25 protein-coding genes are annotated in these 24,940 nt (G+C 65.3%); 17 read left to right on the top strand and 8 right to left on the bottom strand.

What is annotated here, in order from left to right:
- Window positions 1–195: 195 nt before the first annotated feature.
- The 3 genes from BLR57_RS08980 to BLR57_RS08970 all read left to right on the top strand — a co-directional run bounded on the left by BLR57_RS08980 (window position 196) and on the right by BLR57_RS08970 (window position 3,863).
- Complete coding sequence (locus tag BLR57_RS08980; protein ID WP_089697636.1) at window positions 196–1,512, top strand: glycosyltransferase family 2 protein; 1,317 nt, start codon at window positions 196–198, stop codon at window positions 1,510–1,512.
- 87 nt (window positions 1,513–1,599) lie between these two features.
- Window positions 1,600–2,382: a TetR/AcrR family transcriptional regulator gene (locus BLR57_RS08975; RefSeq protein WP_170830596.1), complete on the top strand. Its 783-nt coding sequence runs from the start codon at window positions 1,600–1,602 to the stop codon at window positions 2,380–2,382.
- The gene (locus BLR57_RS08970; protein ID WP_089696946.1) at window positions 2,379–3,863 is read left to right on the top strand and encodes an MATE family efflux transporter; all 1,485 of its coding nucleotides are present in this window, start codon (window positions 2,379–2,381) and stop codon (window positions 3,861–3,863) included. Before BLR57_RS08975 ends, BLR57_RS08970 begins: the two co-directional genes overlap by 4 nt.
- A gap of 85 nt (window positions 3,864–3,948) precedes the next feature.
- On the opposite strand, the gene BLR57_RS08965 is transcribed toward BLR57_RS08970, so the two are convergent.
- The gene (locus BLR57_RS08965; RefSeq protein ID WP_089696942.1) at window positions 3,949–4,497 is read right to left on the bottom strand and encodes a DUF6149 family protein; all 549 of its coding nucleotides are present in this window, start codon (window positions 4,495–4,497) and stop codon (window positions 3,949–3,951) included.
- A gap of 241 nt (window positions 4,498–4,738) precedes the next feature.
- On the opposite strand from BLR57_RS08965, the gene BLR57_RS08960 reads away from it, so the two are divergent.
- The 4 genes from BLR57_RS08960 to mptA all read left to right on the top strand — a co-directional run bounded on the left by BLR57_RS08960 (window position 4,739) and on the right by mptA (window position 7,837).
- Window positions 4,739–5,977, top strand: coding sequence for an NAD(P)/FAD-dependent oxidoreductase (locus BLR57_RS08960; protein ID WP_089696940.1), 1,239 nt, complete (start codon window positions 4,739–4,741; stop codon window positions 5,975–5,977).
- A gap of 82 nt (window positions 5,978–6,059) precedes the next feature.
- The gene (locus BLR57_RS08955) at window positions 6,060–6,272 is read left to right on the top strand and encodes a DUF7979 domain-containing protein (RefSeq protein ID WP_089696936.1); all 213 of its coding nucleotides are present in this window, start codon (window positions 6,060–6,062) and stop codon (window positions 6,270–6,272) included.
- A 149-nt stretch (window positions 6,273–6,421) separates the two neighbouring features.
- Entirely contained in the window at window positions 6,422–6,835 is a 414-nt protein-coding gene (locus BLR57_RS08950) for a DUF7124 domain-containing protein (protein WP_089696933.1), read from the top strand.
- Between the two features lie 75 nt (window positions 6,836–6,910).
- Window positions 6,911–7,837: a GTP cyclohydrolase MptA gene (gene mptA, locus BLR57_RS08945; protein ID WP_089696931.1), complete on the top strand. Its 927-nt coding sequence runs from the start codon at window positions 6,911–6,913 to the stop codon at window positions 7,835–7,837.
- 52 nt (window positions 7,838–7,889) lie between these two features.
- Here mptA and BLR57_RS08940 read toward each other — a convergent pair whose 3' ends face one another.
- The 3 genes from BLR57_RS08940 to BLR57_RS08930 form a co-directional block, all read right to left on the bottom strand.
- Window positions 7,890–8,693, bottom strand: coding sequence for a TrmB family transcriptional regulator (locus BLR57_RS08940; protein WP_089696928.1), 804 nt, complete (start codon window positions 8,691–8,693; stop codon window positions 7,890–7,892).
- 81 nt (window positions 8,694–8,774) lie between these two features.
- Complete coding sequence (locus tag BLR57_RS08935) at window positions 8,775–10,409, bottom strand: DUF255 domain-containing protein (RefSeq protein WP_089696924.1); 1,635 nt, start codon at window positions 10,407–10,409, stop codon at window positions 8,775–8,777.
- A 459-nt stretch (window positions 10,410–10,868) separates the two neighbouring features.
- Window positions 10,869–12,611: a Rieske (2Fe-2S) protein gene (locus BLR57_RS08930; RefSeq protein ID WP_089696921.1), complete on the bottom strand. Its 1,743-nt coding sequence runs from the start codon at window positions 12,609–12,611 to the stop codon at window positions 10,869–10,871.
- Between the two features lie 78 nt (window positions 12,612–12,689).
- Between BLR57_RS08930 and BLR57_RS08925 the strand changes: the two genes are divergently transcribed.
- Together BLR57_RS08925 and BLR57_RS08920 are read left to right on the top strand one after the other, a co-directional pair.
- Window positions 12,690–13,538: a CehA/McbA family metallohydrolase gene (locus tag BLR57_RS08925; RefSeq protein WP_089696918.1), complete on the top strand. Its 849-nt coding sequence runs from the start codon at window positions 12,690–12,692 to the stop codon at window positions 13,536–13,538.
- Window positions 13,539–13,566: 28 nt separating this feature from the next.
- The gene (locus BLR57_RS08920) at window positions 13,567–13,926 is read left to right on the top strand and encodes a cupin domain-containing protein (RefSeq protein ID WP_089696915.1); all 360 of its coding nucleotides are present in this window, start codon (window positions 13,567–13,569) and stop codon (window positions 13,924–13,926) included.
- A 109-nt stretch (window positions 13,927–14,035) separates the two neighbouring features.
- Here BLR57_RS08920 and carA read toward each other — a convergent pair whose 3' ends face one another.
- Window positions 14,036–15,115 carry a glutamine-hydrolyzing carbamoyl-phosphate synthase small subunit gene (gene carA, locus BLR57_RS08915; RefSeq protein WP_089696912.1) on the bottom strand — a complete coding sequence of 360 codons (1,080 nt, stop codon included), beginning with the start codon at window positions 15,113–15,115 and terminating at the stop codon, window positions 14,036–14,038.
- A gap of 96 nt (window positions 15,116–15,211) precedes the next feature.
- Here carA and BLR57_RS08910 point away from each other — a divergent pair, with 96 nt between their 5' ends.
- Window positions 15,212–15,625: an Lrp/AsnC family transcriptional regulator gene (locus BLR57_RS08910; RefSeq protein WP_089696909.1), complete on the top strand. Its 414-nt coding sequence runs from the start codon at window positions 15,212–15,214 to the stop codon at window positions 15,623–15,625.
- 7 nt (window positions 15,626–15,632) lie between these two features.
- Here the strand turns inward: BLR57_RS08910 and BLR57_RS08905 are convergent, their stop codons facing one another.
- Window positions 15,633–16,133 (bottom strand): acyl-CoA thioesterase, encoded by a 501-nt coding sequence (locus tag BLR57_RS08905; protein WP_089696906.1) that lies wholly within the window; start codon window positions 16,131–16,133, stop codon window positions 15,633–15,635.
- 132 nt (window positions 16,134–16,265) lie between these two features.
- Window positions 16,266–16,952, bottom strand: a complete 687-nt coding sequence (locus BLR57_RS08900) for a PHP domain-containing protein (RefSeq protein ID WP_089696905.1) — start codon at window positions 16,950–16,952, stop codon at window positions 16,266–16,268.
- Between the two features lie 52 nt (window positions 16,953–17,004).
- Here BLR57_RS08900 and BLR57_RS08895 point away from each other — a divergent pair, with 52 nt between their 5' ends.
- From BLR57_RS08895 to BLR57_RS08885, 3 genes are all read left to right on the top strand, one after another.
- Window positions 17,005–17,946 (top strand): diacylglycerol/lipid kinase family protein, encoded by a 942-nt coding sequence (locus BLR57_RS08895; RefSeq protein ID WP_089696902.1) that lies wholly within the window; start codon window positions 17,005–17,007, stop codon window positions 17,944–17,946.
- Between the two features lie 65 nt (window positions 17,947–18,011).
- Window positions 18,012–18,605, top strand: a complete 594-nt coding sequence (locus tag BLR57_RS08890; protein ID WP_089696899.1) for an NUDIX hydrolase — start codon at window positions 18,012–18,014, stop codon at window positions 18,603–18,605.
- The gene (locus BLR57_RS08885) at window positions 18,592–19,020 is read left to right on the top strand and encodes a desampylase (RefSeq protein ID WP_089696896.1); all 429 of its coding nucleotides are present in this window, start codon (window positions 18,592–18,594) and stop codon (window positions 19,018–19,020) included. The genes BLR57_RS08890 and BLR57_RS08885 overlap by 14 nt, the downstream gene beginning before the upstream one ends.
- A 22-nt stretch (window positions 19,021–19,042) precedes the next feature.
- Here BLR57_RS08885 and BLR57_RS08880 read toward each other — a convergent pair whose 3' ends face one another.
- Entirely contained in the window at window positions 19,043–19,696 is a 654-nt protein-coding gene (locus tag BLR57_RS08880) for an HAD family hydrolase (RefSeq protein ID WP_089696893.1), read from the bottom strand.
- A gap of 111 nt (window positions 19,697–19,807) precedes the next feature.
- Between BLR57_RS08880 and BLR57_RS08875 the strand changes: the two genes are divergently transcribed.
- From BLR57_RS08875 to BLR57_RS08860, 4 genes are all read left to right on the top strand, one after another.
- On the top strand, window positions 19,808–20,506 hold the full coding sequence (locus BLR57_RS08875) for an SDR family NAD(P)-dependent oxidoreductase (RefSeq protein WP_089696890.1): 699 nt from the start codon (window positions 19,808–19,810) through the stop codon (window positions 20,504–20,506).
- Window positions 20,507–20,679: 173 nt separating this feature from the next.
- Complete coding sequence (locus BLR57_RS08870; RefSeq protein WP_089696887.1) at window positions 20,680–21,525, top strand: TatD family hydrolase; 846 nt, start codon at window positions 20,680–20,682, stop codon at window positions 21,523–21,525.
- An 81-nt stretch (window positions 21,526–21,606) separates the two neighbouring features.
- The gene (locus tag BLR57_RS08865; RefSeq protein ID WP_089696884.1) at window positions 21,607–22,185 is read left to right on the top strand and encodes a DUF2150 family protein; all 579 of its coding nucleotides are present in this window, start codon (window positions 21,607–21,609) and stop codon (window positions 22,183–22,185) included.
- A gap of 66 nt (window positions 22,186–22,251) precedes the next feature.
- Complete coding sequence (locus BLR57_RS08860; RefSeq protein ID WP_089696881.1) at window positions 22,252–24,939, top strand: PKD domain-containing protein; 2,688 nt, start codon at window positions 22,252–22,254, stop codon at window positions 24,937–24,939.
- The last annotated feature ends 1 nt before the right edge of the window (window position 24,940 follow it).

The following is a 24,940-nucleotide window of genomic DNA, read 5'->3' as shown; positions in this document are numbered from 1 at the left end:
GTTCGCCGCTCAGCCTGTAATGCGTTGTGGCCGGTGTCGAAACGGCCGGTTTCGTGTCACGCCGAGACGAGGTTTCAGAACGACGATATCCCGCCGCTGTCCGGCGGTTAAACGGTTCTGAACGGCGTGGAGCTTCCGAACGAGACCGAACCGTCGGCCCGGTTGAAGTACGGAGCGTCCACCCTGTCGACCACGATGAAACTCGAACGACTCGGCGTCGCCGTCGTGGCGCTCGTACTCGCAGGGGTCGCGTTCGTCCTCGGCAGGCCGACTGGTCCCGGCCGCTCCGGCGGAGCCGGAGGTGCCGGAGGGGCAGGGTCGCCAGCGACAGGGACAGGCGCGGCACAGGGTGCCGGCAGCACGGGCGGCGGTTTCGCATTGCCGCTCGACGGACTCGCCCTCCCGTTCGGTGGGGCGACGCTGCTGGAACTCGCGCTGTGGGGGACCGCGATCCTGTTCGCGGCGACCGCGCTGCTGTGGGTCGTCCTGACCTACGTCGTCGGCGCGAACTACGAGTCCCCCGAGCCGGTGTACGGGCCCGAGGACGTGCAGGTGCGCATCATGACCATCGACGCGGCCGACGTGGTCCAGTCGACGGTCGACGCGCTCCCCGACACACTGGACGACGTCCGCGTCGTCGCCGAGGAAGACATTTCGGTCGACGGCGCGACGGTCCACGCCGTCCCGGACAGCTTCGACTGTGCGGCGGTCCGGAAGGGCCGCGCAATCGAGTGGGCGCGTCGGACCCTCGACACCGACCGCGAGTTCGTCCTCTATCTCGACGAGGACAGCCTCCTCGAAGAGTTCGACGGGATGCCCGACGCCGACGTCGTCCAACTGCGCGAGAAGCCACGTCGCACCGGCTCGACGCTCTCGTATCTCGCGGATATGTACCGCATGGGCGTCCAGCTCGAACAGCGTGCCTTCGCCCGCCTGCGGATTCCGCTGTTCGCGTGGGGTGGCGGTATCGCGGTCCGCACCGAACTGGAAAACGAGGTGACGTGGAACCGCGAGACGCTCGTCGAGGACACCGCCTTCGTCTGGGCGGCCGCCCGCGAGTTCGACATCGACTTCGCGCTCGCGGATCTCACCTGCCGCAACGAGGCCCCGCCGTCGCTGACCGAGATCGTCCAACAGCGTCGTCGCTGGGCCGCGGGCAACCACCAGGCCGCCGAGATGCTGCCGCGTCGCTACCGGCTGCTCACCCGCGTCCGCAACTACGCGTGGGCACTCTCGCCGGTCGTGACGCTCGTCGCCGTCCCGCTGTCGCTCTTGGGCGTCACGGTCGTCTACGGGGGGCTGTTCCTCCTCGTCTCGCTCGGTCTCGCCGCGTTCACCGCGCTGTGGTTCCTCATGGGCGTGGCCTACTACGGGACGAGCGCGCTCAAGTGGGTGCTCGTCGTCCCGCTGACGCCGCTCGTCGCGCTCGTCCACTCCTTCGGGACGACGCTCGGCCTGCTCGACCCGCCCGAGGATTTCCGTGTGACGAAGAAGGCGGGCGTGCAGGACTGACCCCGTCCCCGACGTCCTCGGCTGTTTTTCCGTGGAACTCCTTCGAACCGAAACGCCCTTCACCGTTCCTGACTGACTAATCAGTCAGTGAGTTCAGATAGCGTCCCCACAGCCCCGCCCGACGTCCACGAGGAGGTCATGCGGGCGACGTACCGCGCCCTCTGTCGCCACGGCTTCGCCGCGTTGACGATGCAGGACATCGCCGACGAGGCCGACAAGAGTACCGCAGTGTTGCACTACCACTACGAGACGAAGGAGAACCTGCTCGTGGCCTTCCTGGCCTACGTCCTCGGCCGGTTCGACGAGCAGTTCGCCGGCATGGAGGGAAGCTCCGCCACCGAGCGGCTCCGCTGTCTCTTCGGCCGCCTCAGTCCCGACCGAGGGTGGGACGGTGGCGACAGTGAGAACGACGTCCGTGCCGACGACTCCAATGGTGACACCGCTGACGACGACGGCGACGACGGCGACGCCACCAACGGCGAGGACCGCACGGAGTTCTACCGCGCGCTCCTCGAACTCCGCGCGCAGGCTCCCTACCGGGAGGCCTACCGCGAACAGCTCCGTGAGAACAAGGAGTCGATTCAGGCCATCGTCGCCGACATCGTCGCCGACGGCATCGAGCGCGGGGAGTTCCGCGACGTCGACCCCGAGACGACGGCCCGCTTTATCCTCGCCTCGCTCGACGGTGCCCGCAACGCCGCCGTCGCGCTCGACGACACCGAGGACCCACCAGCCGTCCGCGCCGGGCTGGAGGAGTTCGTGCTGTCGTCGCTGCGGGTCGACGACGGAGGCGCGACCGAGGGAGACAGCACGGCCGAGGCGGACAGCACAGCCGACGAGGAGGTAGACGACACGGAGGCAACCGAATGAGTGCCGCCGGTCGCGACGTCAACCTCGTCGACGGCGACCTGCTGAAGCCGATGTTGGTGCTCTCGGTGCCCATCGTCCTCTCGCAACTGATGCAGGTCGGGTACAACCTCGCCGACACCTTCTGGGTCGGCCGCGTCGGCTCCGAAGCCGTGAGCGCGCTCTCCTTCTCGTGGCCCATCGTCTTCCTGATGATCTCCATCGGCGGCGGCTTCACCGTTGCCGGCACCGTCCTCGTCGCCCAGAACAAGGGCGCGGGCAACGACGACCAGGTCGACCACGTCGCCGGCCAGACCATCGGCTTCGTCGTCCTGCTGTCCGTGCTCTTTTCGGCCATCGGCTACGTCGTCACGCCGATACTGCTGCCGCTCATCGGCACGACGCCCGGCAGCGAGGTCCACACGCTCGCGGTCGACTACACCCGGACCATCTTCCTCGGCGTCTCCTTCATGTTCGGCTTCTTCATGTTCCAGGCACTCCTCCGCGGCTGGGGCGACACGAAGACGCCGATGTATCTGATGGCCTTCGGTGTCCTCATCAACGTCGTCATCGACCCGCTTCTCATCCTCGGCTTCCAGGGCAATCCCCTCTTTTCGGCACTCGGTCTCTCGGGGCTGCAGTCGTCGCTCTTTGCGGCGACGGGGTTCACCGGCATGGGCGTGCAGGGTGCGGCCATCGCCACGGTCGTCTCCCGCGGCATCGGTGCCGTCGTCGGGATGGGGCTGCTGTTCTCGGGCCGCGTCGGCATCCATCTCTCGCCGCGTGATCTGATCCCCGAGCGCGAGACGGTCGAGAAGATCGTCCGCATCGGCGGGCCGTCCAGCATCGAGCAGTCGACGCGCGCGCTCGGCGTGACCGTCCTGACGGCCATCGTCGCCTTCGCGGGCGCGCAGGCCGTCGGCGTCGACACCGAGGCCGTCGTCGCCGCGTTCGGGATCGGCAACCGGCTCAACTCGCTGGTCTTCCTGCCCGCCATCGGGCTGGCGCAGGGGACCTCCACGGTCGTCGGCCAGAACCTCGGCGCGGAACAGCCTGACCGCGCCAAAAAGGCCGTACTCATGAGTTCGGGCATCATCGCTGGCGCGCTCGTCGGCGTCAGTGCCGTTGCCTACCTCTTCGCGCGGCCCATCGTCGCCGTCTTCATCCCCGGCGAGGAGGCCGTCATCGCGGTCGGTGTCGACTATCTCCGCATCATCGCGCCGACGTTCGCCTTCCTCGGCGTCTTCAACGTCGTCAACGGCGGGTTCCGCGGCAGCGGCTCGACCCGGACGGCGATGGTCTTCTCGCTCGTCTCGCTGTGGGTGCTGCGGATTCCGGCCGCGCTCGTGCTCATCACGCAGTTCGGCTTCGGCCCGACCGGCGTCTGGTGGGGCATCGCCTTTTCGAACGTCGCGGCCGCCGTCCTCGGCTTCCTGTGGTTCCTCCGCGGGACGTGGCAGGACAACGTCGTCGAGTCGCCGGGACCGGTCCCGGCAGACGACTGAGCGGTGAAAGTGAAAATTGAGCGGTGAAGATTGAACGGGGGAAATGAAGACTGCGCGGTGAAAATCGAGTGACGCGCGGCGCGCTTCAGGCGGAACTCTCTTCGGGGTCGGCACCGCCGCGGTGGATCTCACCCTCGTCGTCCTCGACGTAGACGTCGTCGGCGAAGCCACCCTCGGCGTGGGGATGGTCGGGGTCGTCGAGCTTTTCGAGCGTCGTCGGAGCCTCCGGAATCTCCCGGTTCTCGAAGTCGCCGAGCGGTTTCTCGATGGTGATGCCGTGGGTCTCGAAGAACTTCTCGTAGCGCTCGTAATGCTCTTCGAGTTCGTCGACCGGGAACTCCATCATCTCCGTCCAGCCGTGGTTGTAGAAGTCGAAGTTGGCCTGGATGTGGGTGATTTCGCGGGCCTCTGCCTCCGTGAAGCCAGCGTTGAGTGCCGACACGTAGGTGTCGAACGTGCAGTCGAAGAACGCCTCCATGTGCGGTTCGCGCTCCTCGCGGCGGTCCTCGTCGGCCTTCTCGCCGAAGACGCGGACGTGGAGGTCGACGAGCTTCTCTGTGACCTTGTCGCCGACGACGGGGGCGGTCAGCGCCTGCTTGAACGCGAAGTGTCGAACGTTCTGGCGGAGTTTCATCGGAAAGTCGTAAGGATTGCGTCGTCTTGAAGGCCACGCTACCGGGTGTCATCGACCCCTCCGGCCGCTCGCGGTGAGGCGCGCCGGAGCCTGTTGGAGGGAGAATGCCTCCGAACGGCGGCCCCGTGCCGTCGACCGGTCTCGGCGCGACCAAATGGTACGCTATGACCTTATATCCCTTTCAGACGAAGAATGATGGAGATAGCAACCCACATTAACCCCGGATACAAACCCCCTGCACATGACAGAGTCGTATGTGATTATCGGCGATGGGATCGCAGGGAGTTCCGCCGCCGAGACCCTCCGTGAGGAGGCACCCGACGCCGACATCACCGTCATCACTGACGAGGGCGAAGCCCTCTACAACCGGATTCTCATCAAGGAGTTCGCCAAGGGCAAACTCCCCGAAGCGCCCATCTCCATCCACGACGAGTCGTGGTACGACGAGCGCGACGTGGAGCTGAGCCTGAACACCCACGTCAAGAACATCGACCCCGACGCCCATACCATCGAGACCCACCAGGGCGACGTCATCGACTACGACAAGCTGCTCGTCGCAACGGGCGGCACGCCGACGCAGCTGCCGGTCGAAAACAGCGACGCCGAGGGTGTCCACCACTTCTGGACGTTCCAGGATGCCCGCAACATCAAGGAGAGCGCCGAGTCCGGCGACAAGGCGGTCATCGTCGGTGCCGGCCTGCTCGGCATCGACCTCGCGGCCATCTCGGGCGCGCAGGACATCGAGGCCAAGTACCTGATGCGCGGTAACGCCTGGTGGCGCTACGCGCTCTCGGAGGAAGGTGCAGAGATCATGCACAACGCGATGCGCGACATCGGCGTCGAGCCGGTCTTCGGCAGCGGTGTCGACCACTTCGAGACCGACGACGACGGCCACGTCACGGCCGCGGTCGACCCGAACGGCGACCGCTTCGAGTGTGACTGGGCGGGCGTCGCCATCGGCCTGAACTTCAACACCGAAATCCTGCAGGGCACCGGCGTCAAGCAGGACGACGGCGTCGTCGTCGACCAGCATATGCAGTCCAGCGTCGACGACATCTACGCCGCGGGCGACCTGACGCGCTTCTACGACACCATCCTCGGCGAGTACGGCCAGAACGGCTCGTGGGGCAGTGCGAAGGAGCAGGGTACCATCGCCGCGAAGAACATGGTCGACCCCGAGTCCGCGGAGTTCCGCTGGGTCTCCTCGTACTCCATTACTCACTTCGACTTCCCGTTCCTCTCGTTCGGCCATCCGACCATCGGCGACGACGAGGTCGAAAAGAAGTACTCCGACACCGAGTACCGCCGCCTCGCACTCAAGGACGGCAAGATCGTCGGCGGCGTCCTCATCGGCGACCTCGCGCCCCAGAGTGCCTACAAGCGTCTCATGAAGGAGGAGCGCGTCGTCGGCGACCAGAAGGACGTCCTGATGCAGAAGAAGTTCGACCCCGACGAACTCGCCCCGGCCCAAGAGCAGTAACTCACTCGTCTCTCTCGACTTCTCTCCGTCCTTCCGTTCCGGCAGAGTAACCTTTATCACTCAATGTGAATATTGGTAACGTATGTCACAGTCCGTTTCGCCAGCAGAGCTCACCCTCGCCCAGACCGACACCGTTCAGCCGGGAGCCAGCGTCCGACATTTCGACGAACTCAGCGAGGATGCGCAAGACTACGTGGCGAGATGGGTCCGCGACCGGACCGTTACGGGCGTCGCCCCCGAAGACCTCCGCACCTGCGACGTGGTGGTCTTCACCGAGTACCTGCGAGTGAGCTAACGAACTACCGAGCGCGCCGAAACGGCACGCGACGCGTTTCTCCAGTCACCTTCGCTGCGAGCGACGCGTCCCGGCTCTCCGGCGTCAGCCCGGAGCGTGTGAGCGGCCGGACCGAAGCCGTTTTGCGCCGGCCGACGCAGAAATAGCACATGGATAACAGCGGGACGATGACGCTCGCGTTCGAGCTGGAGGCACTGAAGGGACTCGCCGACCCCAACGCCGTCTTCGAGGACGCCCGAGGCTGGACGGAGTACGTCGGCGTCGTCAGCGAGAAACCGACCTACGTCGTCACCAACTTCACCCGGAAAGAGCGCGTCCGCCAGGACTTCTTCTCGGGACCGCGCGGCGTCGAGGAGAGCCTGGAGAACGTCAAACGACAGTTCGACACCGACCGACACGTCTTCGTCGGCACGACCGACGAGGACGAGCAGGTCGCCGAGGACGCCGGCTGGGAGTTCCTGCACGTCGAGGACGCCGCCGAGGCCGCCGGCTGGACGCTCGCAGGTGATGCCGAGGACGACGAGGACCACTTCGAGACGGAGACCCGCGACGACTGGCCCTGAGGCGGCCTAATTCCGCATATTCTAGCGGTTCCGCTATCGAAAGTCATAATCAGTGAGCACCCTACTAACTCGACAATGAGTCACCAGCTGCCTGACGTTCAGGCAACGAAACCCGACGTCTCCGTCGGACTCAGTCAAGTGGGCGTCACAGGCGTCGAGAAACTCGTCAAGGTCGCCCGCGACGGCAAGCGGCCGCTCGTCCTGATGGCCGAGTTCGAGGTCTTCGTCGACCTCCCCGGCGGCCGGAAGGGGATCGACATGAGCCGCAATATGCAGGTCGTCGACGAGATCCTCGAAGACGCCGTCAGCGAGCCGACCTACCGCGTCGAAGACCTCTGTGGACAGGCCGCAGAGCGGCTCCTCGCCAAGCACGACTACACCAGCACCGCCGAGGTCCGCATGACCGCCGACCTCATCCTCCGCGAGGACACCCCCGCCAGCGAACTCCAGACGCAGAGCACGGCGAAGATCATCGCCAGCGCGACCGCCACCGAGGAAGGGACCCGCGAGGAGATCGGTGCCGAGGTCGTCGGCATGACCGTCTGTCCCTGCTCGCAGGGGATGTCGGCCTCCCGCGCTCGCGACGTGATGCAGGATCTCGACGTCGACGAGGAAACCATCGACGAGTTCTTGGAGAAGGTCCCCCAGCCGGGACACTCCCAGCGCGGCCACGCAACACTCACGATCACCAGCGACGGGTCGCCCGACGTCGACCTCATCGACGTCATCGACATCGCTCGCGACTCGATGAGCGCGCGCATCTACAACCTCGCCAAGCGACCCGACGAGGACCACATGACCTATCACGCCCACGCGAACGCCAAGTTCGTCGAGGACTGTGTTCGGTCACTCGCCGAGATGACCGTTGAGAAGTTCGACCATCTCGCGGACAACGCGGTCGTCCACATGAAGCAGTCGAACGACGAGTCCATCCACCAGCACAACGCCCACGCCGAGCGCGAGGTCACGATGCAGCAGCTCCGCTCGGAGATGCGTCGCTGAAGTCGTCCCGAACGAAAATCCGAACGAAAACAAGGACTGCGTTTTTCCAGTCTTACAGCCTGAGCTCGTCGGCCGTCTCCCACCGCGGCTCGAACACGTCGCGGACGTCGGTCGCGAACTCGGGGTCCTTGAGGTCGATCATCGCGAACGTCTCGCCGGGGTCGAGCGGGTTCGGCACCTCGATACAGACCTCCGTGTCGTCGATGAGGTTGAACGTGCCCGAGACGGTCTGACTCGTCCGCACTTCGAACTGCGGATGGTCGGCCAAATGCTCCAGATACCGCTCGCCGACGCTCGGCGGGAGCGTCTCGACGATCTCCGGCGAGAGCAGAACCATCACGTCGACGCCGCGGTTCAACGCGCCTTCGAGTTCTTCGACGACGAGGTCGCCGACCTCGCCGAGGTCGAACTGCACGGACGAAGAGCCGGCGACGACGACGATGTGGTCGTCGGCCGCCGAGAGCCGTTCGAGCAGGAGGTCGACCGTCTCGTCGGGACCGACGGCGGCCGTCCAGAACTGCCCCTGAACCGGCTCGGCGGCGTCGAGTTCGTCAACGAGCTCGTCGACGATGCCCTCGTACTGGCGGGCTTTCTCCTCTAACTCCTGGTGTTTGTCCTCCAAGAGGCGGTCGAGGGCGGTGTCGGGTTCGACGGCGACGTACTTCTTCGGCCGACTCGCCGCCTGACTCCGGACGAGGTTGTACTGTTCGAGACTGTTGAGAACGTCGTAGACGCGCCCCATCGGGACGTCGCTCGCCCGCGACAACTCCTTCGCTGTTGTCGGGCCGGTTCGCAACAGTGCCCGGTAGGCGCGAGCCTCGTACTCGGAGAGACCGAGGTCACGGAGGTTTGCCATGGACGTACATAGAAAGCCACCGACAAAAACGCATCGGCGGTTTACACCGTTCACCCGTTGGAAAGTTTTCCCCGCTCGGGGTTAGAGCTGCGCGCGTTCGGCGACCGTCTCCATCAGTTCGCTCGGCGTCTCGGCGGCGTACGCCTCGTCGCCGTCCAGCAGATATGCCTTCCCGCGCTCGTACTCGTCGCCCGTCGCCTCGGGAACGACGAGTTTCTCGTGGTCGGCGATGCGGAGCGCGGCGCGGTGGAGGTCCGAGCCGACCTCGTCGGCGACGGCGACGACGAGCGGGTCGCGGCAGAGCCGTCCCGCCACGGCTCCGTAGCTCGCGACCTGGACGCCGATGCGGTCGGCCGCGCCAGCAAAGGCACCAATCGTCTCGCGGGCGATCTCGCGGTACTCGTCGTCACCCGTGAGCACGGCCAGGTCGAGGAGCGCGTCGGCCATCTCGACGTTGGCGTCGATTGGTCTGAGAGGTTTGTCGAGCATCCCCGTTCCCTCGGCGGGACCGTCGCGGAACGACTCCTCGTCGTAGAGTTCGTCGATGGCGGCGTCGGCGACGGCGCGGGCGACGTCGACACCCTCGCCGAGCACCTGCTGTGCGCGACAGAAGGCCGCGACGACGCGGGCGTGGTCTTCGAGCAGGAGCGACTCGCTGGCCTCGTCGCCCGCGAAGTGGGTGACGACCCCGTGTTCGTCGACCAGATCCGTCCGGAGCGTGTCGAGTAGCCGACGGGCGTACTCGCGGGCCGTCTCGTCGTCGGTGTAGGCGTGGTAGGTCAGGAAGGCGTCGGCGGCCAGCGCGTTGCCACCGGCGAAGACCGTCAGGTCAGTCCGGGGCTTCGTCGTCTCCGCGCGCTCGTCGGCGTCGAGCAGGTAGTAGTCGCTGCCCTCCGCGGGACCCTGGCTGCCGCCGATGCCCAGCCCCGTCCAGAGCTCGTCTGTGAGGTAGTCGATGGTCTGCTCGGCCGGTTCGCGGTAGACGTCTTCGCCGGTGTAGAGGTAGGCGTTGGCGAAGGCACGGACCAGCGCGGCGTTGGTGTCCAGCAGCTTCTCGTGGTGGACGTCGCCCCAGCCGCGGTCGCCCGCGTAGCGGAAGAAGCCGCCAGCGACGTCGTCGAGCAGATGGTCGCGGACGGCGTCGAGGGTCCGCAGGGCTTGGTCACGCTCACGCTTCAGCGCGAACTCGACGGTTCGGGGCATCGGGAACTTGGCGTCGTTGCCCCAGCCGGCGAACCGCTCGTCGTACTTCTCGCCCAACTGCCCCGCGAGATGCTCCTCGATGGCGGGCGTGACGGCACCGGCGGGCGTCGGGTTGCCAGCGAGCGCGCGCGGCACGCGACCGGCCTCGTTGCCTTTCGCGTCCCACATCTCGCGCACCCGGTCGAGCACCTGCCGCATCCCGTCGGGACCGAGATACATCGCGCCCGTCAGGAGCTTGCCCTCGGGCGTCAGGAAGGCCGTCGTCGGGAAGCCGCCCATGTTGTACCGTTCGCGGACGCGAGGCTGGCGGTCGACGTCGACGCGGACCGGCACGAAGCCGTCGTTGACGTTGGCCGCGATGCGGGGTTCGCTGTACGTCTCAGTGTCCATCTCGTGACAGCCGGCACACCACGTCGCCGACAGCGAGAGCAGGACCGGTTTGTTGGTCCGGTCGGCCTCCGCGAAGGCCTCCGGCCCCCACTCGCGCCACTCGACGTGCGTGTCTTCGTTCATACGGTGACGTGTGGTGCGGTGGCGGGTAAGGGCTTCGTAGTGGGTCTTCGTCTCCGCATCTCTCGGCTTCGGGGACTGTTGGTTCCTTGTAGAGTCGGTTTCGTTTGTCGGTGCTTCGCGGGGTGCAGTCGGGGACAGCTCGAAAATCCCACGTGGTTTGGTTAACTGGTCGTGGCGCGTGGCTTCGCGGCCTTCCATGGCCGCGTGACACGCACGCGAGGGATGAGCACCGCAGGGAGCGAAGCGACTGAGGAGCGCAGTCGGCTGGGGAGGGTGTGGCTGTCGCGGGTGGGACAGAAAGGGGCGGCCCGCTGGGCGAAGGCGGCCGACGCAAGCACCGCAGGCCGAAGGCCGAGGAGCGCGGCGAGGCCCCCGAGTCCAGCGGGCCGGGGCTTTCGAGGTGTTCACAGTGTCGCTGCCGACCGAACCATCACTCACAACCGCACGTCACCCGTATACTCATTCCTCGTGAATCGCTTCCCCCCGCTGTAACCGCGCGGCAATCGTGAACGTCTGCTCGCGCTCGCGCCGCGTCGGGAAGTGCGCGGCGAGATAGCGCGCGACGGCGACCATGAGCGTCCGCTTGCGCTCGTGGTCCGCGGTCTCGTCGTACTGTGCGAAGCCCGCCTCCAGTGCTTGGTAGGTGTGGAACCCCGCATCCTCGCGCAGCAGGCCCTCCCCCAGTTTCTGGCGCAACCGACCGGGGTCGCCACCGGCGTCGAGGAACTGTGCGGCGAGCCGTCCGGCTTCGTTGACCTGTCCCTCTCGGTCGAACGTCGCCAGCAAGTCATCCAAGAGCTGCTCGGCGTCGGCGTCGGACTCTCCGGCGTCCGGCAGCGGCGCGGGCGGGGTGTTCAGGAAGCGGTCGAGGTAGACGTTGACCGCGGCGTCGAAGACACCACGATACAGCTCCCGCGCGTCCGTCCGCTGGCTCAACTGGTGGACCGCGTTGGCGTAGGTGAAGGTGTGGTGGACGGTGTTCCAGTCGGAGAACTCGTTGGCCGTGGCGAACTGTGCGACGCGCTTGCCCGCGGCGAAGGCGACGGCTCCCGCGAGTTCCTCGACCGTCGCGCCCTCCGAGATGGCTTCTTCGAGTGCCGTGACGACGACCTCCGAGTCGTCGCTGTGGAGCGTGTCGGTGAAGTCGTCCGGCTCCGTCCACTCCTCGCCCGCGCCCGCGGCGACGAGGTCGTCGAGGCGGGCGAACGTCTCGTCGAGTCGGCTCGCGAGGTCGACGGGCTGTCGCCACGAAGAGCGTTCTTCCGCTCTATCCGCCGTGGCCAGTCCCTCCACGAGACTCGGGAGGACGTGCTCGGCGTGCTCCCAGCCGACGGTATCGAGGGCCTCACAGGCCTTGTTGACGAAGTCCATCGTGTGGCCCGTATCGAGGTAGCGGTGGTCCGTCGCGGCGGCGACGAGCATCCCCGCCAACGCCGACTGCGAGCAGTCGTTCGCGATGGCCGTGCGGAGACAGCGCTCCGCGCCGTCGGGGTCTCGGACCTCGACCGTGTCGCGGAACCACGATTTTAATCTCTCTGCCGAGAGGTCCCGCGCGTCGAAGGCGTCTTGGTCGAACTTCGGCGGCTGGCCCGCACAGTCGGACGCGACGTGGACGTTGCCCTGGTAGAGCGCGCGCTTTCTGTCCTCCACACGGAGGTCGTCGAGGACGTTGGCGAGCAGACTCAGGATGGTCAGCCCGGAACTCCAGCCGCCCTCGCGGTAGCGCGTCCCGAACAGGACGCCCCGTTCGACCTGCTCGGCGGGGTCGACATCCGCGTCGACGAGACCGATGGCCGCCTTCGCGGTGACGAGTCGGAGGTTCTGTTCGAGGCCGACGTCGAGGCGGTTGGCCCAGTGCTCTTCGGGCGACTCGTCCGGTTCGGGATGCGGGTCGACGTAGACGGTCCCGTCGTGGACCTCGACCGGGTAGGCTTGCACGTCGTCGGCCCACGGGTCGAAGGTGTCGCCGCAGGAGAGTTCGAACCGCGCGTGGTGCCAGTGACAGGTGAGAATCCCGTCGTCGACGCTGCCCTCGGTCAGCGGAAAGCCCATGTGGGGACACCGGTTGTCGACGGCACGGACCTCGCCCTCGTGGTCGAAGAGGGCGACCTGGACGCCGTCGAGTGTGCGGAGCTGTCGCCCCTCGGATTGGAGGTCTGAGAGCGGGACCGCTTCGACGAACCTGTTGTCGGGTACGCTCATGACACGTGTTACCACCGGACTGTACAAAACCGTTCCCTGGAGTGCGTTTTTGTAAGGAATCGGGAGAGTCGGGCAATCATGCTTTTACCCTTCGAGTCCAAACTACGGTCGAACGTGTCCGACGATTTGACCGTCCGAATCGACCCGCACGTCCACTCCGACGCTTCCTACGACGGCCACGACTCCATCGAACTTATCCTGGAGCAGGCCGCCGAGATCGGGCTGGACGCGGTCGTCATCACGGACCACGACGTCATCCACGAGTCCCTCCGCGCCGCCGACTTGGCCCCGCTCTACGGCCTCATCGGTATCCCGGGCGTCGAGGTCTCGACCGCCCACGGCCATCTGCTGGCCATCGGCGTCGAGGAGATGCCTCCTCGCCGCCAGCCGATGGACGAGACCGTCCAGTGGGTCCGCGACCACGGTGGCGTCGCCATCGTCCCCCACCCCTTCCAGCGGAGTCGCCACGGCGTCCGCAAGAAGAACCTCACCGACTGTGACGCCGTCGAGACCTACAACTCGTGGCTCTTCACGGGCTACAAGAACCGCCGTGCCCAGCGGTTCGCCGACGGCAACGGCTATCCGAGCGTCGCCGCCAGTGACGCCCACCATCTCCAGTTCGTCGGCCGCGCCTACACCGACATCACCTTCGAGGACACCCACCGCGCGAACGTCGACGCGGACATGATCCTCGACGCCATCCGCAACGGCCACACGCAGGTACAAGGTCGACGCACCCCTCTCGCCGCCTCGACCAGACACTACGGCATCGGCGCGGCCCGCAAGAGCGGCTACTACGCGAAGGTCGGCGCGCTCAAGAGTGCCTCCTACGCTAAACTCGGCGCGCTCTACGGCGGCCGGTTCGCCAAGACCGGCGCGCTCCGCGGGGCACGCGCGCTCTACCGGCTGTCGCCGCTGTCGCGGTAGCTTTCTTTCCCCGGCCCCTCGGTGAGGTATGGAGAAAGTAAACGTCGCCGACGGGTTCGACTCCTTCGACGAGACGTGGTCGCCGCGACTCGCCGCCGAGTTGAACGGCCAAGCGGTCAAGTTCGCCAAACTCGACGGCGAGTTCGTCTGGCACCACCACGATGACGCTGACGAACTGTTCTTCGTGACGAGCGGCGAGCTCCGCATCGAACTCCGCGAGCGCGAGGACATCCATCTCACCGAGGGCGAGTTCGTGGTCGTCCCGCGTGGCGTCGAACACCGGCCGGTCGCGCTGCCCGAGGCCGACGTGATTCTCTTCGAGCCGGCCGAGACACGGAACACGGGCAACGTCGAGAGCGAGCGAACGGCAGACGTCGAGCGGCTGTAGCACAGAGCAGCTGCTCGGCGGTGAAAACGTGTGGAGGACAGTGGTGTGGTGCCGCGCCGGGTTGGTGTGCCGAGGGTCAGTCGGCGGTGGTGGTCAGTCGTTCGTCCGCTCAGTCGTCTGCGACGGCGGTGTGGGTCGTGTCGCCCTCGTAGCCGACCATCGCGAGTACGTCGTCGAAGAAACCGAGGGTGTCGTGCGGGCCGGGGTTGGCCTCGGGGTGGTACTGCCGCGTGATGACGTCCAGTTCCTCGTTGGCCAGCCCTTCGGCGGTGTCGTCGTTGACGTTGCGCTGGGTGACGGTCAGCTGGTCGCCGGGTTCCTCGACCGTGTAGCCGTGGTTCTGGGTGGTCATGACGACCTTGCCCGTCTGGAGGTCCTGGACCGGCTGGTTGACGCCGCGGTGGCCGAAGGCCATCTTCTCGGTGGTGCCGCCGAGTGCGCGGGCGACGACCTGCTGGCCGAGACAGATGCCCGCGATGGGAATCTCGCCGACGAACTCCTCGACGAGCGTCGCGGCCTGCTCGAAGTTGGCCGGGTCGCCCGGCCCGTTCGAGATGAACAGGATGTCCGGGTCGAGTTCCGCGACCTCCGAGACCGTCGTGTCGTAGGGCAGGACGTGAACGTCCGCGCCGCGCTCGACGAGCGAGGACGTGATCGAGCCTTTCGCCCCGCAGTCGATGAGTGCGACGTCGGCGACGCCGCTCCCCTCGTAGAACTCGGGTTCGTCGACCGAGACCTGCTTGCCGATATCGACGTGTTCGCTCATGCCCTTACACTGCGCGAGTTCCTCGCGAGCGTCCTCGGGCGTGACGCCGTCGCCGACGGCGATACCGCACTTCATCGCGCCCTCCTCGCGGATGGAGGTCACGAGGTCGCGCGTGTCGATGTGGTCGATGGCGGGAACGTCCTCGCTGGCGAGCCATTCGACGACCTCTTCGGTGAACTCGCGGGCGACGGCCGCACGCGGGTGGATACGGTCGGACTCGAATCGCTCGTCTCGGACGCCGTAGTTCCCGATGAGCGGGTACGAGAAGGTCAGGACCTGCTCCTCGTAGGAAGGGTCGGTCAGACTCTCTTCGTAGCCCGTGTAGGCTGTTGTGAAAACCAGTTCGCCACGTGTACGCCCCGGAACACGGCCACGCGCCTCGACGACGCGGCCGTCTTCCAGTGCGATGTAGGCGTCCGACATTACGAGATACATATCGAACCGCACTCATAAGTGTTGCTTTCGTAGCTGAGTTACGAATTTCGTAATCCCTATCACCGGTGGCTGTTACGTCCGTGTATGGACGACCTCGACCGACGCATCCTGAACATCCTCCGACGGGATGCCAGAACGCCGTACACGGAGATCGCAGAGCGTGTCGGCACCTCCGAGGGCACGGTGCGTAACCGTGTCGAACGGCTCACCGACGACGGCGTCATCGAACGGTTCACCGTCGCCACCCGGACCGGGAACGTCAAGGCGATGATCGAGGTCTCCGTCGCGGTCGACGTCGACACGACCGGCGTCTGCGACGAGATGGCCGAGTGGGAAGAGGTCGACTTCGCGTGGCAGGTCAGCGGCGAGGAGGACATCGTGCTCGTCGTCGACTGCGCGGACACCCGCGGCGTCAACGAACTCATCACGCAGGCCCGCGAGTTGGAGGAAGTCAAACGGACGAAGACGCGGCTGATTCTGGACGAACGGCTCGGCTGAACACGGCTCAGTCGTCTGCGACCTGGACTTTCTCGACCAGTTCCCGCCGACGCGACGCCCGCTCGTCGAGCGCGTACTGTCGGAGCGACCGTTCCTCGGACGTCGGGCAGGCGAGGTTCGGAACCGCCGTCGGCTGCTCGTCTTCGTCGATGGCGACGAACGTGAAGAACGAACTCGCTGTGTCGCGGCGCGCCCCCGTCTCGGGGACCTCCGTGACGACGTCGACTCTGATATCGAGGCTCGTCTCTCCAGTGTCGAAGACGTATCCCTCGATACGGACGATGTCGCCGAGGTCGATTGCACCAGTGAAGTCGACGTGGTCCATCGACGCCGTCACGACCTGGTTGTGGGCGAATCTCCGGCCGGTGACCGCTCCACAGATATCCATCCAGTGGAGAATCGACCCACCGAGTGCCCGGCCCATGTTGTTCGTGTCGTTCGGCATCAGTATCTGCGTCATCTCGGTGTACGATTCGAGGAGTGTCACGTCCGCGTGCGCTGTGACCATCGTGTCGAGAAGACAGTCTCCCTGTATAAATCATATTTGTCCTAATGAAAGTTCGTTTGTTTTTGCACGTCGCGGGGACTCTGTCGGCACGTGAGCGACGAACACGGGCGGCCGGTTGCGCTGACGCCGCTCTCAACGACGGTCACCGGCCGTCTCGTCGGACTCCTCGGTCTCCAGCCAGTCCTTCTCGGTGTGAATCTTTGTGTAGGCGCGGTCGATGACCTTGTCCAGCGTGCCGAAGTGTGTCATCGCCGCCACCCGGCCGTCTCGGATAGCGTCGGCGACGGCCGTCGGCGTCAGTTCGTCGATGTCGAGACGGGTGTAGGCGCGCCCCACCTCGACGAGGTAGTGCGCGTCGCTGCCGCCGACGAGTGGCAGGCCGAGCCGCTTGGCGAGGTCTTTGGTCTGGGCGATGTGTTCGGGGTTCTTGCCGTTGATCTCGACCGCGTCGAAGTCCGCGCCCGAGTCGCGGGCGTTGCTGTTGCGGTAGGGGTGAGCGAGGATGGCCGCACAGCCGCGGTCGTGAGCGCGGTCGACTGTCTCGGCGGCGGACAGTTCGCCGGGTGTCGTCCGCGTCGGCGGGTCGGGACCGACAACGACGACGTGGCCGTCGGCCGTCGAGACCTCGATGCCGGGGATGGTGGGGAAGCCGACCTCCGCGGAGTAGCTGTAGTCGTGGTTCGTCACGGCGAGCGCGTCGAGACCACGGAGACGGGCCGCGAACGTGTTGAGCGTCAGCCCGAACGGGTCGTAGCGTGTCGTTCGGCCCGGCCAGGCGTGGAAGAAGCGACTGTGGCTGTGGAGGTCGACGGCGTACACGACCCACCCACTCGGCGGTAGGACTTTGTTCTTCCCCTCAGTCCACTGCGCAATGACTCGTGTCCTCGTCCGCAATCCCCACAGCGGCGACCGAAAACGCAGCCTCCGCGCGAAGGAACTCGCCGAGAAACGGGGCTTCGACGTCCGCAACAGCACCGCCCCCGGCGAGACGTTGACACTCGCCCGCGAAGCGGCCGAGGAGGGAGCAGCGGCCGTCGTCGCCTGCGGCGGCGACGGCACCCTCAACGAGGTCGTCCGCGGCGTCGACGAGGCCGACGGACTCGGCCGGACGACGCTCGGCGTGGTCCCCGCCGGGACCGGCAACGACTTCGCCGACAACGTCGGCATCCGCAGCGTCGAGCACGCCTTCAAAGTACTCGACTCCGGCCGGGAGCGACGGCTCGACATGGGAATGGTGCGGACGTCGAGCGGCCGGACGGACGTCGACGAGCGACCCCGCCCCTTTCTCAACTCCTGCGTCTGCGGGCTGACCGCCGAGGCGAGCACCCGGACCAGGCCGGACCTGAAGAAACGCCTCGGCGTCGTCGCCTACGTCCTCTCGACGATGCAACACAGCCGCGGGTTCGAGGGACTCCAACTCGACGTGCGCGCCGGGGAGAACCGCGACCCCGTCTGGCAGGGCGAGGCAGTGATGCTGCTCGTCGGCAACGGCCGACGGTTTCCCGGCGAGGCGCGTCGGCAGGCGAACATGGAGGACGGCCTGCTGAACGTCGTCATCATCGAGGACGTCCCGGCCATCGACTACCTCTCGAAGGGGGCCGCGGACAAGCTCCTCCGACGTGGCGCGTCACATCTCACGCGAGTGAAGGTCCCCCATCTCGTCGTGGACGCGTCGAAACCGCGGCAGTTCAGCCTCGACGGAGAGATGGTCGAGCGTCGCCATCTCGAAGCCGATGCGCGGCAGGGCGCGATGCGGTTTGCGGTCGGCGAGAGCTACCAGCCCACACCCGAAGAGACTCGCGCGGACCGGTAAGCGGCCGGCGTCCCGACCGAACCCGCATCGAAGAGTCCTTCACCCCCCTCACCGATGAATCTCCCATGAGTACGAACGACGCTTCGACGGCCGACTCGGAGGAGGCCGCCGCGGAGACCGAGCTTCACAAGAACGCCCGACAGGACGTCATCGCCGTCGACCCCGACGACAACGAGGAAGGGCTGGTCAACCGTCTCGACGCCCACACCGGTGACGGTATCCGCCACCGCGCGTTCACGTGTCTCGTCTTCGACGACGAGGGCCGAATCCTCCTCGGCCAGCGCGCTCCGAGCAAGCGTCTCTGGGACACCTGCTGGGACGGAACCGTCGCCTCCCACCCCGTCGAGGGACAGAGTCAGGAAGAAGCGACCCGCCAGCGGCTCGAAGAGGAGCTCGGCATCACGCCCGACCAGTACGACGACGTCGAACTGACCGACCGCTTCGAGTACAAACGCTACTACATGAACGACGGCGTCGAGTGGGAGGTCTGTGCCGTGCTGAAGGTCACGCTCGACGACACCACGCTCGACCCCGACGAGGACGAGATCGCCGGTCTGCTCTGGGTGGACTACGAACATCTCCACGACCACCCCAGGTGGTACCGCCAACTGCGTCTCTGCCCGTGGTTCGAGATCGCCATGCGCCGTGACTTCGAGTAAGCTCGTTCTCTCTCCCGCCGTTCGCTCGGCACTCTTCTCTCACGCCCGTTCGGGCGTTGCCGACGGTCCGAGAGAGGTCTGTGGCGTCCTCGCCGGCAACCGTGGCGACGACATCGAACACGTGACCGAACACCACCGGATCGCGAACGTCGCCGAGAATCCACGGACGGCTTACGAACTCGGCCCCGCGGAGACGCTGGCCACTATCGAAGACGTCGAAGCACGTGGACTCGACGTCGTCGGCTTCTATCACTCCCATCCCGAGAGTCCCGCACAGCCGAGCGCGACGGACCGAGCACAGGCGACGTGGGTCGGCTACGTCTACTGTATCGTCTCGCCGAGCCAGGACACGATTCGCGCATGGCACTGGACGGGCGAGGAGTTCGAGCCACTGGACGTCGTCGACGGTAAGTGAGCGACTAAAACGTCTCCGCGACTCAAACGAGCGTAGCGAGCCGGTCGAACTCGTCGGGCGTGACGTGGGCCCTGGCGTGACAATCCGAGCAGTCGGCCTCGTCGGCGACGACGTGCACAGCAGCGTTCCACCCAGCGTCGACCGCGCCGCCGACGTCGTGGTCGGCACTATCGCCGACGTAGACGTGACGGTCGGCAGGCAGTCTGTCTTCAGCTTCGGCGAAGATGCGAGCGTCGGGTTTCATCGCACCGACGTCGTGGGAGACGACGACCGTCTCAAAGCACTCGAGCAGGTCGTGCCGACGGAGTTTCTCGCGTTGGACGTCGCCGACGCCGTTCGAGAGGACGCCGAGTCGGTGGTCGTCAGAGAGCACGCCGAGTGCTTCGCGAACGCCGTCGGCGACGACCGTCGCGTCGTACTCCGCGGCGAGTCGTGCGTCATGGAACGTCTGTGGAGTCACGTCGAGTTCGTACGCCTCACACAGGTCACGGGACGCACTGAGATACGGATCGTCCGCGAACGCGCCGAAGTGCCCGAAGAACCGTTCGGTGTAGTACCGCTGGTGTTCGTCGCCGACGGCGAGTCCGACGCGGTCGCATGCGTCGGCGAAGATCTCAGCGAACGAGCGGTCGAACTGGACGAGTGTACCGTCCACGTCGACGAAGATCGCGGCCATTGGCGGACCTGATCTCGGCGAGGACAAAAGCGCGACGACGGTCTGTCAGTTGCTCACACGGCATGAGACGGCTTGAAAACTGATTTCCGGCGGGACAGGCAACGGGAGACCATGGAACCGGAGCTTTACGACCGCCTCGACGGGCAGGTCGCGCTCGTGACGGGCGCGAACCGCGGCATCGGCAAGCAGATCGCCGAGAACCTCACCGACCTCGGCGTCATCGTCTACGCCGGTGTCCGGAGTATGAACCACGAAGTCGGCGACCGTCAGGAGAAGGTACTGCTCGACGTAACCCAGCAGGGCGAAGTCCAGGACACCGTCGAGAACATCGGCGACGAGGCCAACGGTATCGACATCCTGGTCAACAACGCGGGTATCGGCGAGTTCGACGACGACCTCGTCGACGAGCCGATCTCGACCATCGACCGCACGATGATGACGAACGTCCGCGGGCCAATGCTCACCGCGAAGTACGCGCTGCCGTACCTCCTCCAGCACGAGGGTGGCCGTATCGTCAACCTCTCCTCGGGCATGGGCGCGCTCGAAGAGGGCCAAAGCGGCGGCTCGCCGTCCTACCGTATCTCGAAGACGGGCATCAACGGGCTAACGGCGTACCTCCACGGCGAATACGCCGACGAGGGGCTCATCGCCAACTCGGTCTGTCCGGGCTGGGTCCGGACCGACATGGGTGGCGAGGAGGCGGACCGCCCGGTCGAGAAGGGCGCAGAGACGCCGACGTGGCTCTGTCGGTTCAAGCCGGGCAGCCCCAGCGGCAAGTTCTGGCGCGACAAGGAAGTCATCGACTGGTAGCAGAGAGACGAACAGACGACACCGGCGAGAGAGCACACGGAGCGGTGTGTCGTACGACCGCGAGACACCCCGTGGCGACGGTCAGGTCACGGGATGTCTGGCCCCGTCGTCGTATTTCAACGTTCGCGCGCAGATTCCGGCCACTCTTTTGTCGGCGCGCTCGAAGCGCGGGTATGAACGACCTCGGGACTCCCGTACTGGACAACCATCTCCATCTCGACCGCGAGAACCAGGGCATCGAGGCGGTGAAAGACTTCCACCGCCTCGGCGGCACGCATCTCCTCGTCGTCAACAAACCCTCGTGGCATCTCGGCGTCGAGGCCGAGACGGGCGAGGACTTTCGGGCCGTGTTCGAGGAGACCATCGCACTCGTCGAAGAGGCGAGTGAGGTGCTCCGCGGGCGTGCGTGGCCCGTCCTCGGAGTCCACCCCGGTCTCGTCACCCGCCTCACCGACGAGCGAGGCTTCGAACCGCACGAGGCGCGCGACCTGATGCAGGACGGTCTCTCCGTGGCCGCGGAGTACGTCGCCGACGGCGACGCGCTCGCGCTCAAATCCGGGCGACCCCACTACGACGTCTCCGATGCCGTCTGGGAGGCCTCGAACGACGTGCTCCGTCACGGACTCGACTTGGCCGCGGAGTGTGACTGCGCGCTCCAACTGCACACCGAGACGACTCAGGACCTCTCGGACGTCGCCCAGTGGGCCGCCGCGCGCGACGTGCCGCGCGAGCGCGTCGTCAAGCACTACGCGACGGGTCGGTTGGTTGGGGGGACGCCGAGCGTGATGAGCGAGAAGGAGTATCTCGAAGTGGCACTCGAAGAGGACGCACCGTTCTTGATGGAGACGGATTTCGTCGACGACGCTGACCGGCCGGGTGCGGTGCTGGGTCCGAAGACCGTCCCCCGTCGTGTCCAGTGGCTCCAGGAGAACGGCCACGACGACGCCGTCGCCGTCGCCCACGTCGAAACCCCGGCACAGGTCTATGGAATCGACACACAGGCCACGCTCGACGGATAAGCGGGCCGCGCTCGACAGATAAACTGGCCGGTCTTCACCCGATAGGAAAGGCATTTGAGTTCCGCTCCTGTCGGTGGTGGTATGAGCGAACCTGAGGAGACGTTCTACACGAACGACCGCTGGCAGAACTGGCTCAGCCGCGTCGAGGAAGAGGACCTCGACCCAGAAAACGAGGACTCCGCACGCCTCCTGCTCAACCTGCAGGACGACGCCGCCATCGCCGTGGCGAAGATCGTCTCGGCCTACGACGAGGGCGAACTCGACCAGGAGGCCGCCGTCGAGGAACTCGCCGGTGTCCGCGACATCGTGCTCACCGAAGTCGAGTTCGAGGACGAGGAGAAACGGATGCTCATCGACGGCGTCCAGACGAGTCTCGTCTGCGTCTTCTACGCTGCCGAGGAGTACATCGCTGCCGGCCCCGCTGAGGAGGCCAGCGTCGACGAATACGTCCACGCCGCCGCCGACGCCGAGGCCGCAGAAGACATCGACGCCGCGCTCGGCTATCTCGTGCAGGCCGGGACGCGCATCATCGACGGCGAGGAACTCGACATGGCTCTCGTCGAGGAAATCGAGTACGGGCTCGTCTCGGAGTGGGTCAACGGTCTCGACTCGCTGCAGAGCGCGCTCAGCGACCCCGAAGTCGTCGAAGAAGACGAATAGCCTCGACGCGTGGACTGTCTGCCGGGCAAGCAAGTCTTTTTAGTGTACTCTCTCTTGTAGGAGTCAATGCGATTACGTGGAGACGACCGTGCCGTCACCGTGCAGGTCGGGGCGGTGTTGCTACTCGGTATTCTGGTCATTTCGCTTTCTATCTTCCAGACGACGGTCGTTCCCAACGAGAACGAACAGGTAGAGTTCCAGCACAACCAGGTCGTCCAAGAGGATATGCAGTCGTTCCGCTCGGCAGTCACTCGCGCGGGTGGCGTGGGGTTGACGCAGTCGGTCGCAGTCCGCCTCGGGACTCAGTATCCCGAGCGCGCGCTGTTCATCAATCCGCCGCCGCCGACGGGGACGTTGCAGACCGGCACCAACAGTGACGTCGAGATACAGAACGCCCGGGCACTCGACGACGAGACGTCTGATTACTGGGACGGTGCTTCACAGGGGTTTACCACCACGTCGGTCAGATACAGCCCGAGCTACAACGTCTACCAGAACGCACCGACAACGGTCTACGAAGGGAGCGTCCTCTATAACGAGTTCGACGGCGGGACGACCATCGCTCAGTCTCAGCAGTCAGTCGTCGACGGACGGACCATCAGCCTCGTCGCCATCGACGGTGAACTCTCACGGTCGCAGTTGGGTGCTGTCGCCGTCGACGTTCGGCCGAAAAGCGTCTCTCAGCGGACAGTGACAGTCGAAGGCGACGGTGACCCCGTGACGGTCCTCGTCCCGACGTCACTCGATGCGAGTGTTTGGCAGAACACGCTTCTTGCAGACGAGTACGACGACCCGAGCACGCCCGACGACCCGGACAAGTACGTCGCTGAAGTGAATCCGACGGGGGGGAACGCAGTTGAAATCGTCTTCGAGCCGGGATACCAGTACAACCTCAACCTCGCGAAGGTCGGTGTCGGGACCGGCGTCGACGAACCGGAGCCAGCCTACGCGACCACGGTCAGTGGCGATGAACAAGTCGTTCCAGAGGGGACGACCCGACAGTTCGTCGTCGAAGTCCGCGACCAGTTCAACAACCCTCTCAGCGGCGTCGAACTGAACTCACCGACGATCACCAACAGTGCACAGGCTGGTAACGACAGTGTCGCTTTCGCCGGTGCTAGCGAGACGAACAGCGATGGACAGGTCGTCGTCGAATACACGGCCCCGGACGACGTCGACGGCGAGCAAACAGCGGAAGTAGAAGTCGGGTTCGGCTCGATTGACGAGGAGAAGGTGACTGTCTCTCTACGTGTCGAGGACTCGAACGACTCTGGAAGCGGGGGCAACGGTGGCAGCAACATCAACCCCGGAGACCCCGGTTCAGTCACACAGAAAGGAGCTGTTATCGCCGATACGAACCAAGTCTTAGTCACGTTGGAGAACACGGGCGACGAGCGCCGCATCATCGACGAGGTTCGACTCAACTTCTACTACGAGGACAGCCAGGGACAAGCCGGAACCAGTCCGCCGACGACTGCAGAGTTCAACAACGGCGAAGCTACACTGAACATTAGAGGTGCGTTCAAGGACGTCTTCGAAATCGTCGAAGGAGACAACGAAAACTCGCTCTCGCTTCGGTTCTTCACCGACCAAAACCGCAACGGCGAGTACGACGTCCAAGAGGGCGACTTCTTCGTCTTCACCGTCCTGTACGACAATGATGATGCAGCGACGTACTTCGTCGCACCGACGGACACTGACGAACCGATCAACGCGGACTTCAGTTACAGTCCGTCGTCACCGGCATCGAGTGAGACTATCAGCTTCGACGCGACGAGTACTACCGACGACGACACGGACAGCCGCTCGTACTCGTGGGAGTTCGGTGACGGCACCACTGCTACCGGCGCACAGCCGAGCCATACCTACAGCAGTGCTGGTACCTATGCGGTCAATCTGACTGTGGAAGACAGCGGTGGAGAGTTCGACACGTACAGTCGCCTCATCGAGGTGACAGCGGGTGGCGGCGGTGGCGGCGGAGGTAACACGGGACCGACGGCGAATGCTGGCCCGAACACGGGCGTTGACGAGGGACAAACCGTTGAACTCGACGGGACCGGGAGTTCGGACCCTGACGGCAGTATCAGCAGTTACAGTTGGACAATCACGGACGACAACGGTGCTTCCGTCTCGCTCAGAGATGCGAACACGGCGACTCCGGTGTTCGATGCGTCGAGTGCGAACGTCGGCAGCGACACACCGGTGACTGTCGAACTCACTGTGGAGGACAACGACGGTGCAACCAGTAGTGACACCGTCCAGGTGACGGTTCGTGATACTGGCGGAAGCAACAGCCCACAGACGTTGTACCCCGATCAGTTCGATGACCAAAACGGAGGCGATGCAGCAATTCCACCGAACAATCCACAGGGAATCATGAGTGCGTTCAGCCAGATGCAGACCGACAACAATCAGTATGCGCAACTTCAGCCTGGTGGCAGTCAGAACAAAGAAATGAGCATCGGTGTCGCGACGAACGGTGTCGACACGAGTGCCACGACCTACGAGCTTGAAGTGAGACACGGTTATGAGAATGGAGCCAAGGCGGCGACACTCCAAATCGTGGATTCGTCTGGCACGGTGCTTCAGAGCCAGTCGCTCACTCCCACGGGTTCGACGGCAACCACGTCGATTTCGCTCAACACGCAAGCGACGAACTCTGTGCAGAACAACGGGCAGTTGTACGTCGTCTACACTAAGTCGAATGACAACAAGAATCTGTACGTCTACTATCAGCGGCTCGTAGCCTCGTAAC

The organism is Halogranum gelatinilyticum (genome assembly GCF_900103715.1).
Taxonomy (GTDB): domain Archaea; phylum Halobacteriota; class Halobacteria; order Halobacteriales; family Haloferacaceae; genus Halogranum; species Halogranum gelatinilyticum.
Note: the sequence above shows the minus strand (reverse complement) of the source record. Positions and strands in the feature narration are given on the sequence as shown.

What these genes read in the sequence shown, in the direction of transcription:
- BLR57_RS08980 (WP_089697636.1), top strand. Translation starts at nt 196, where the DNA reads ATGAAACTCGAACGACTCGGCGTCGCCGTCGTGGCGCTCGTACTCGCA.
- BLR57_RS08970 (WP_089696946.1), top strand. Translation starts at nt 2,379, where the DNA reads ATGAGTGCCGCCGGTCGCGACGTCAACCTCGTCGACGGCGACCTGCTG.
- BLR57_RS08965 (WP_089696942.1), bottom strand. Translation starts at nt 4,497, where the DNA reads ATGAAACTCCGCCAGAACGTTCGACACTTCGCGTTCAAGCAGGCGCTG.
- BLR57_RS08960 (WP_089696940.1), top strand. Translation starts at nt 4,739, where the DNA reads ATGACAGAGTCGTATGTGATTATCGGCGATGGGATCGCAGGGAGTTCC.
- BLR57_RS08955 (WP_089696936.1), top strand. Translation starts at nt 6,060, where the DNA reads ATGTCACAGTCCGTTTCGCCAGCAGAGCTCACCCTCGCCCAGACCGAC.
- BLR57_RS08950 (WP_089696933.1), top strand. Translation starts at nt 6,422, where the DNA reads ATGGATAACAGCGGGACGATGACGCTCGCGTTCGAGCTGGAGGCACTG.
- mptA (WP_089696931.1), top strand. Translation starts at nt 6,911, where the DNA reads ATGAGTCACCAGCTGCCTGACGTTCAGGCAACGAAACCCGACGTCTCC.
- BLR57_RS08940 (WP_089696928.1), bottom strand. Translation starts at nt 8,693, where the DNA reads ATGGCAAACCTCCGTGACCTCGGTCTCTCCGAGTACGAGGCTCGCGCC.
- BLR57_RS08935 (WP_089696924.1), bottom strand. Translation starts at nt 10,409, where the DNA reads ATGAACGAAGACACGCACGTCGAGTGGCGCGAGTGGGGGCCGGAGGCC.
- BLR57_RS08930 (WP_089696921.1), bottom strand. Translation starts at nt 12,611, where the DNA reads ATGAGCGTACCCGACAACAGGTTCGTCGAAGCGGTCCCGCTCTCAGAC.
- BLR57_RS08925 (WP_089696918.1), top strand. Translation starts at nt 12,690, where the DNA reads ATGCTTTTACCCTTCGAGTCCAAACTACGGTCGAACGTGTCCGACGAT.
- BLR57_RS08920 (WP_089696915.1), top strand. Translation starts at nt 13,567, where the DNA reads ATGGAGAAAGTAAACGTCGCCGACGGGTTCGACTCCTTCGACGAGACG.
- carA (WP_089696912.1), bottom strand. Translation starts at nt 15,115, where the DNA reads ATGTCGGACGCCTACATCGCACTGGAAGACGGCCGCGTCGTCGAGGCG.
- BLR57_RS08910 (WP_089696909.1), top strand. Translation starts at nt 15,212, where the DNA reads ATGGACGACCTCGACCGACGCATCCTGAACATCCTCCGACGGGATGCC.
- BLR57_RS08905 (WP_089696906.1), bottom strand. Translation starts at nt 16,133, where the DNA reads ATGGTCACAGCGCACGCGGACGTGACACTCCTCGAATCGTACACCGAG.
- BLR57_RS08895 (WP_089696902.1), top strand. Translation starts at nt 17,005, where the DNA reads ATGACTCGTGTCCTCGTCCGCAATCCCCACAGCGGCGACCGAAAACGC.
- BLR57_RS08890 (WP_089696899.1), top strand. Translation starts at nt 18,012, where the DNA reads ATGAGTACGAACGACGCTTCGACGGCCGACTCGGAGGAGGCCGCCGCG.
- BLR57_RS08880 (WP_089696893.1), bottom strand. Translation starts at nt 19,696, where the DNA reads ATGGCCGCGATCTTCGTCGACGTGGACGGTACACTCGTCCAGTTCGAC.
- BLR57_RS08875 (WP_089696890.1), top strand. Translation starts at nt 19,808, where the DNA reads ATGGAACCGGAGCTTTACGACCGCCTCGACGGGCAGGTCGCGCTCGTG.
- BLR57_RS08870 (WP_089696887.1), top strand. Translation starts at nt 20,680, where the DNA reads ATGAACGACCTCGGGACTCCCGTACTGGACAACCATCTCCATCTCGAC.
- BLR57_RS08865 (WP_089696884.1), top strand. Translation starts at nt 21,607, where the DNA reads ATGAGCGAACCTGAGGAGACGTTCTACACGAACGACCGCTGGCAGAAC.
- BLR57_RS08860 (WP_089696881.1), top strand. Translation starts at nt 22,252, where the DNA reads ATGCGATTACGTGGAGACGACCGTGCCGTCACCGTGCAGGTCGGGGCG.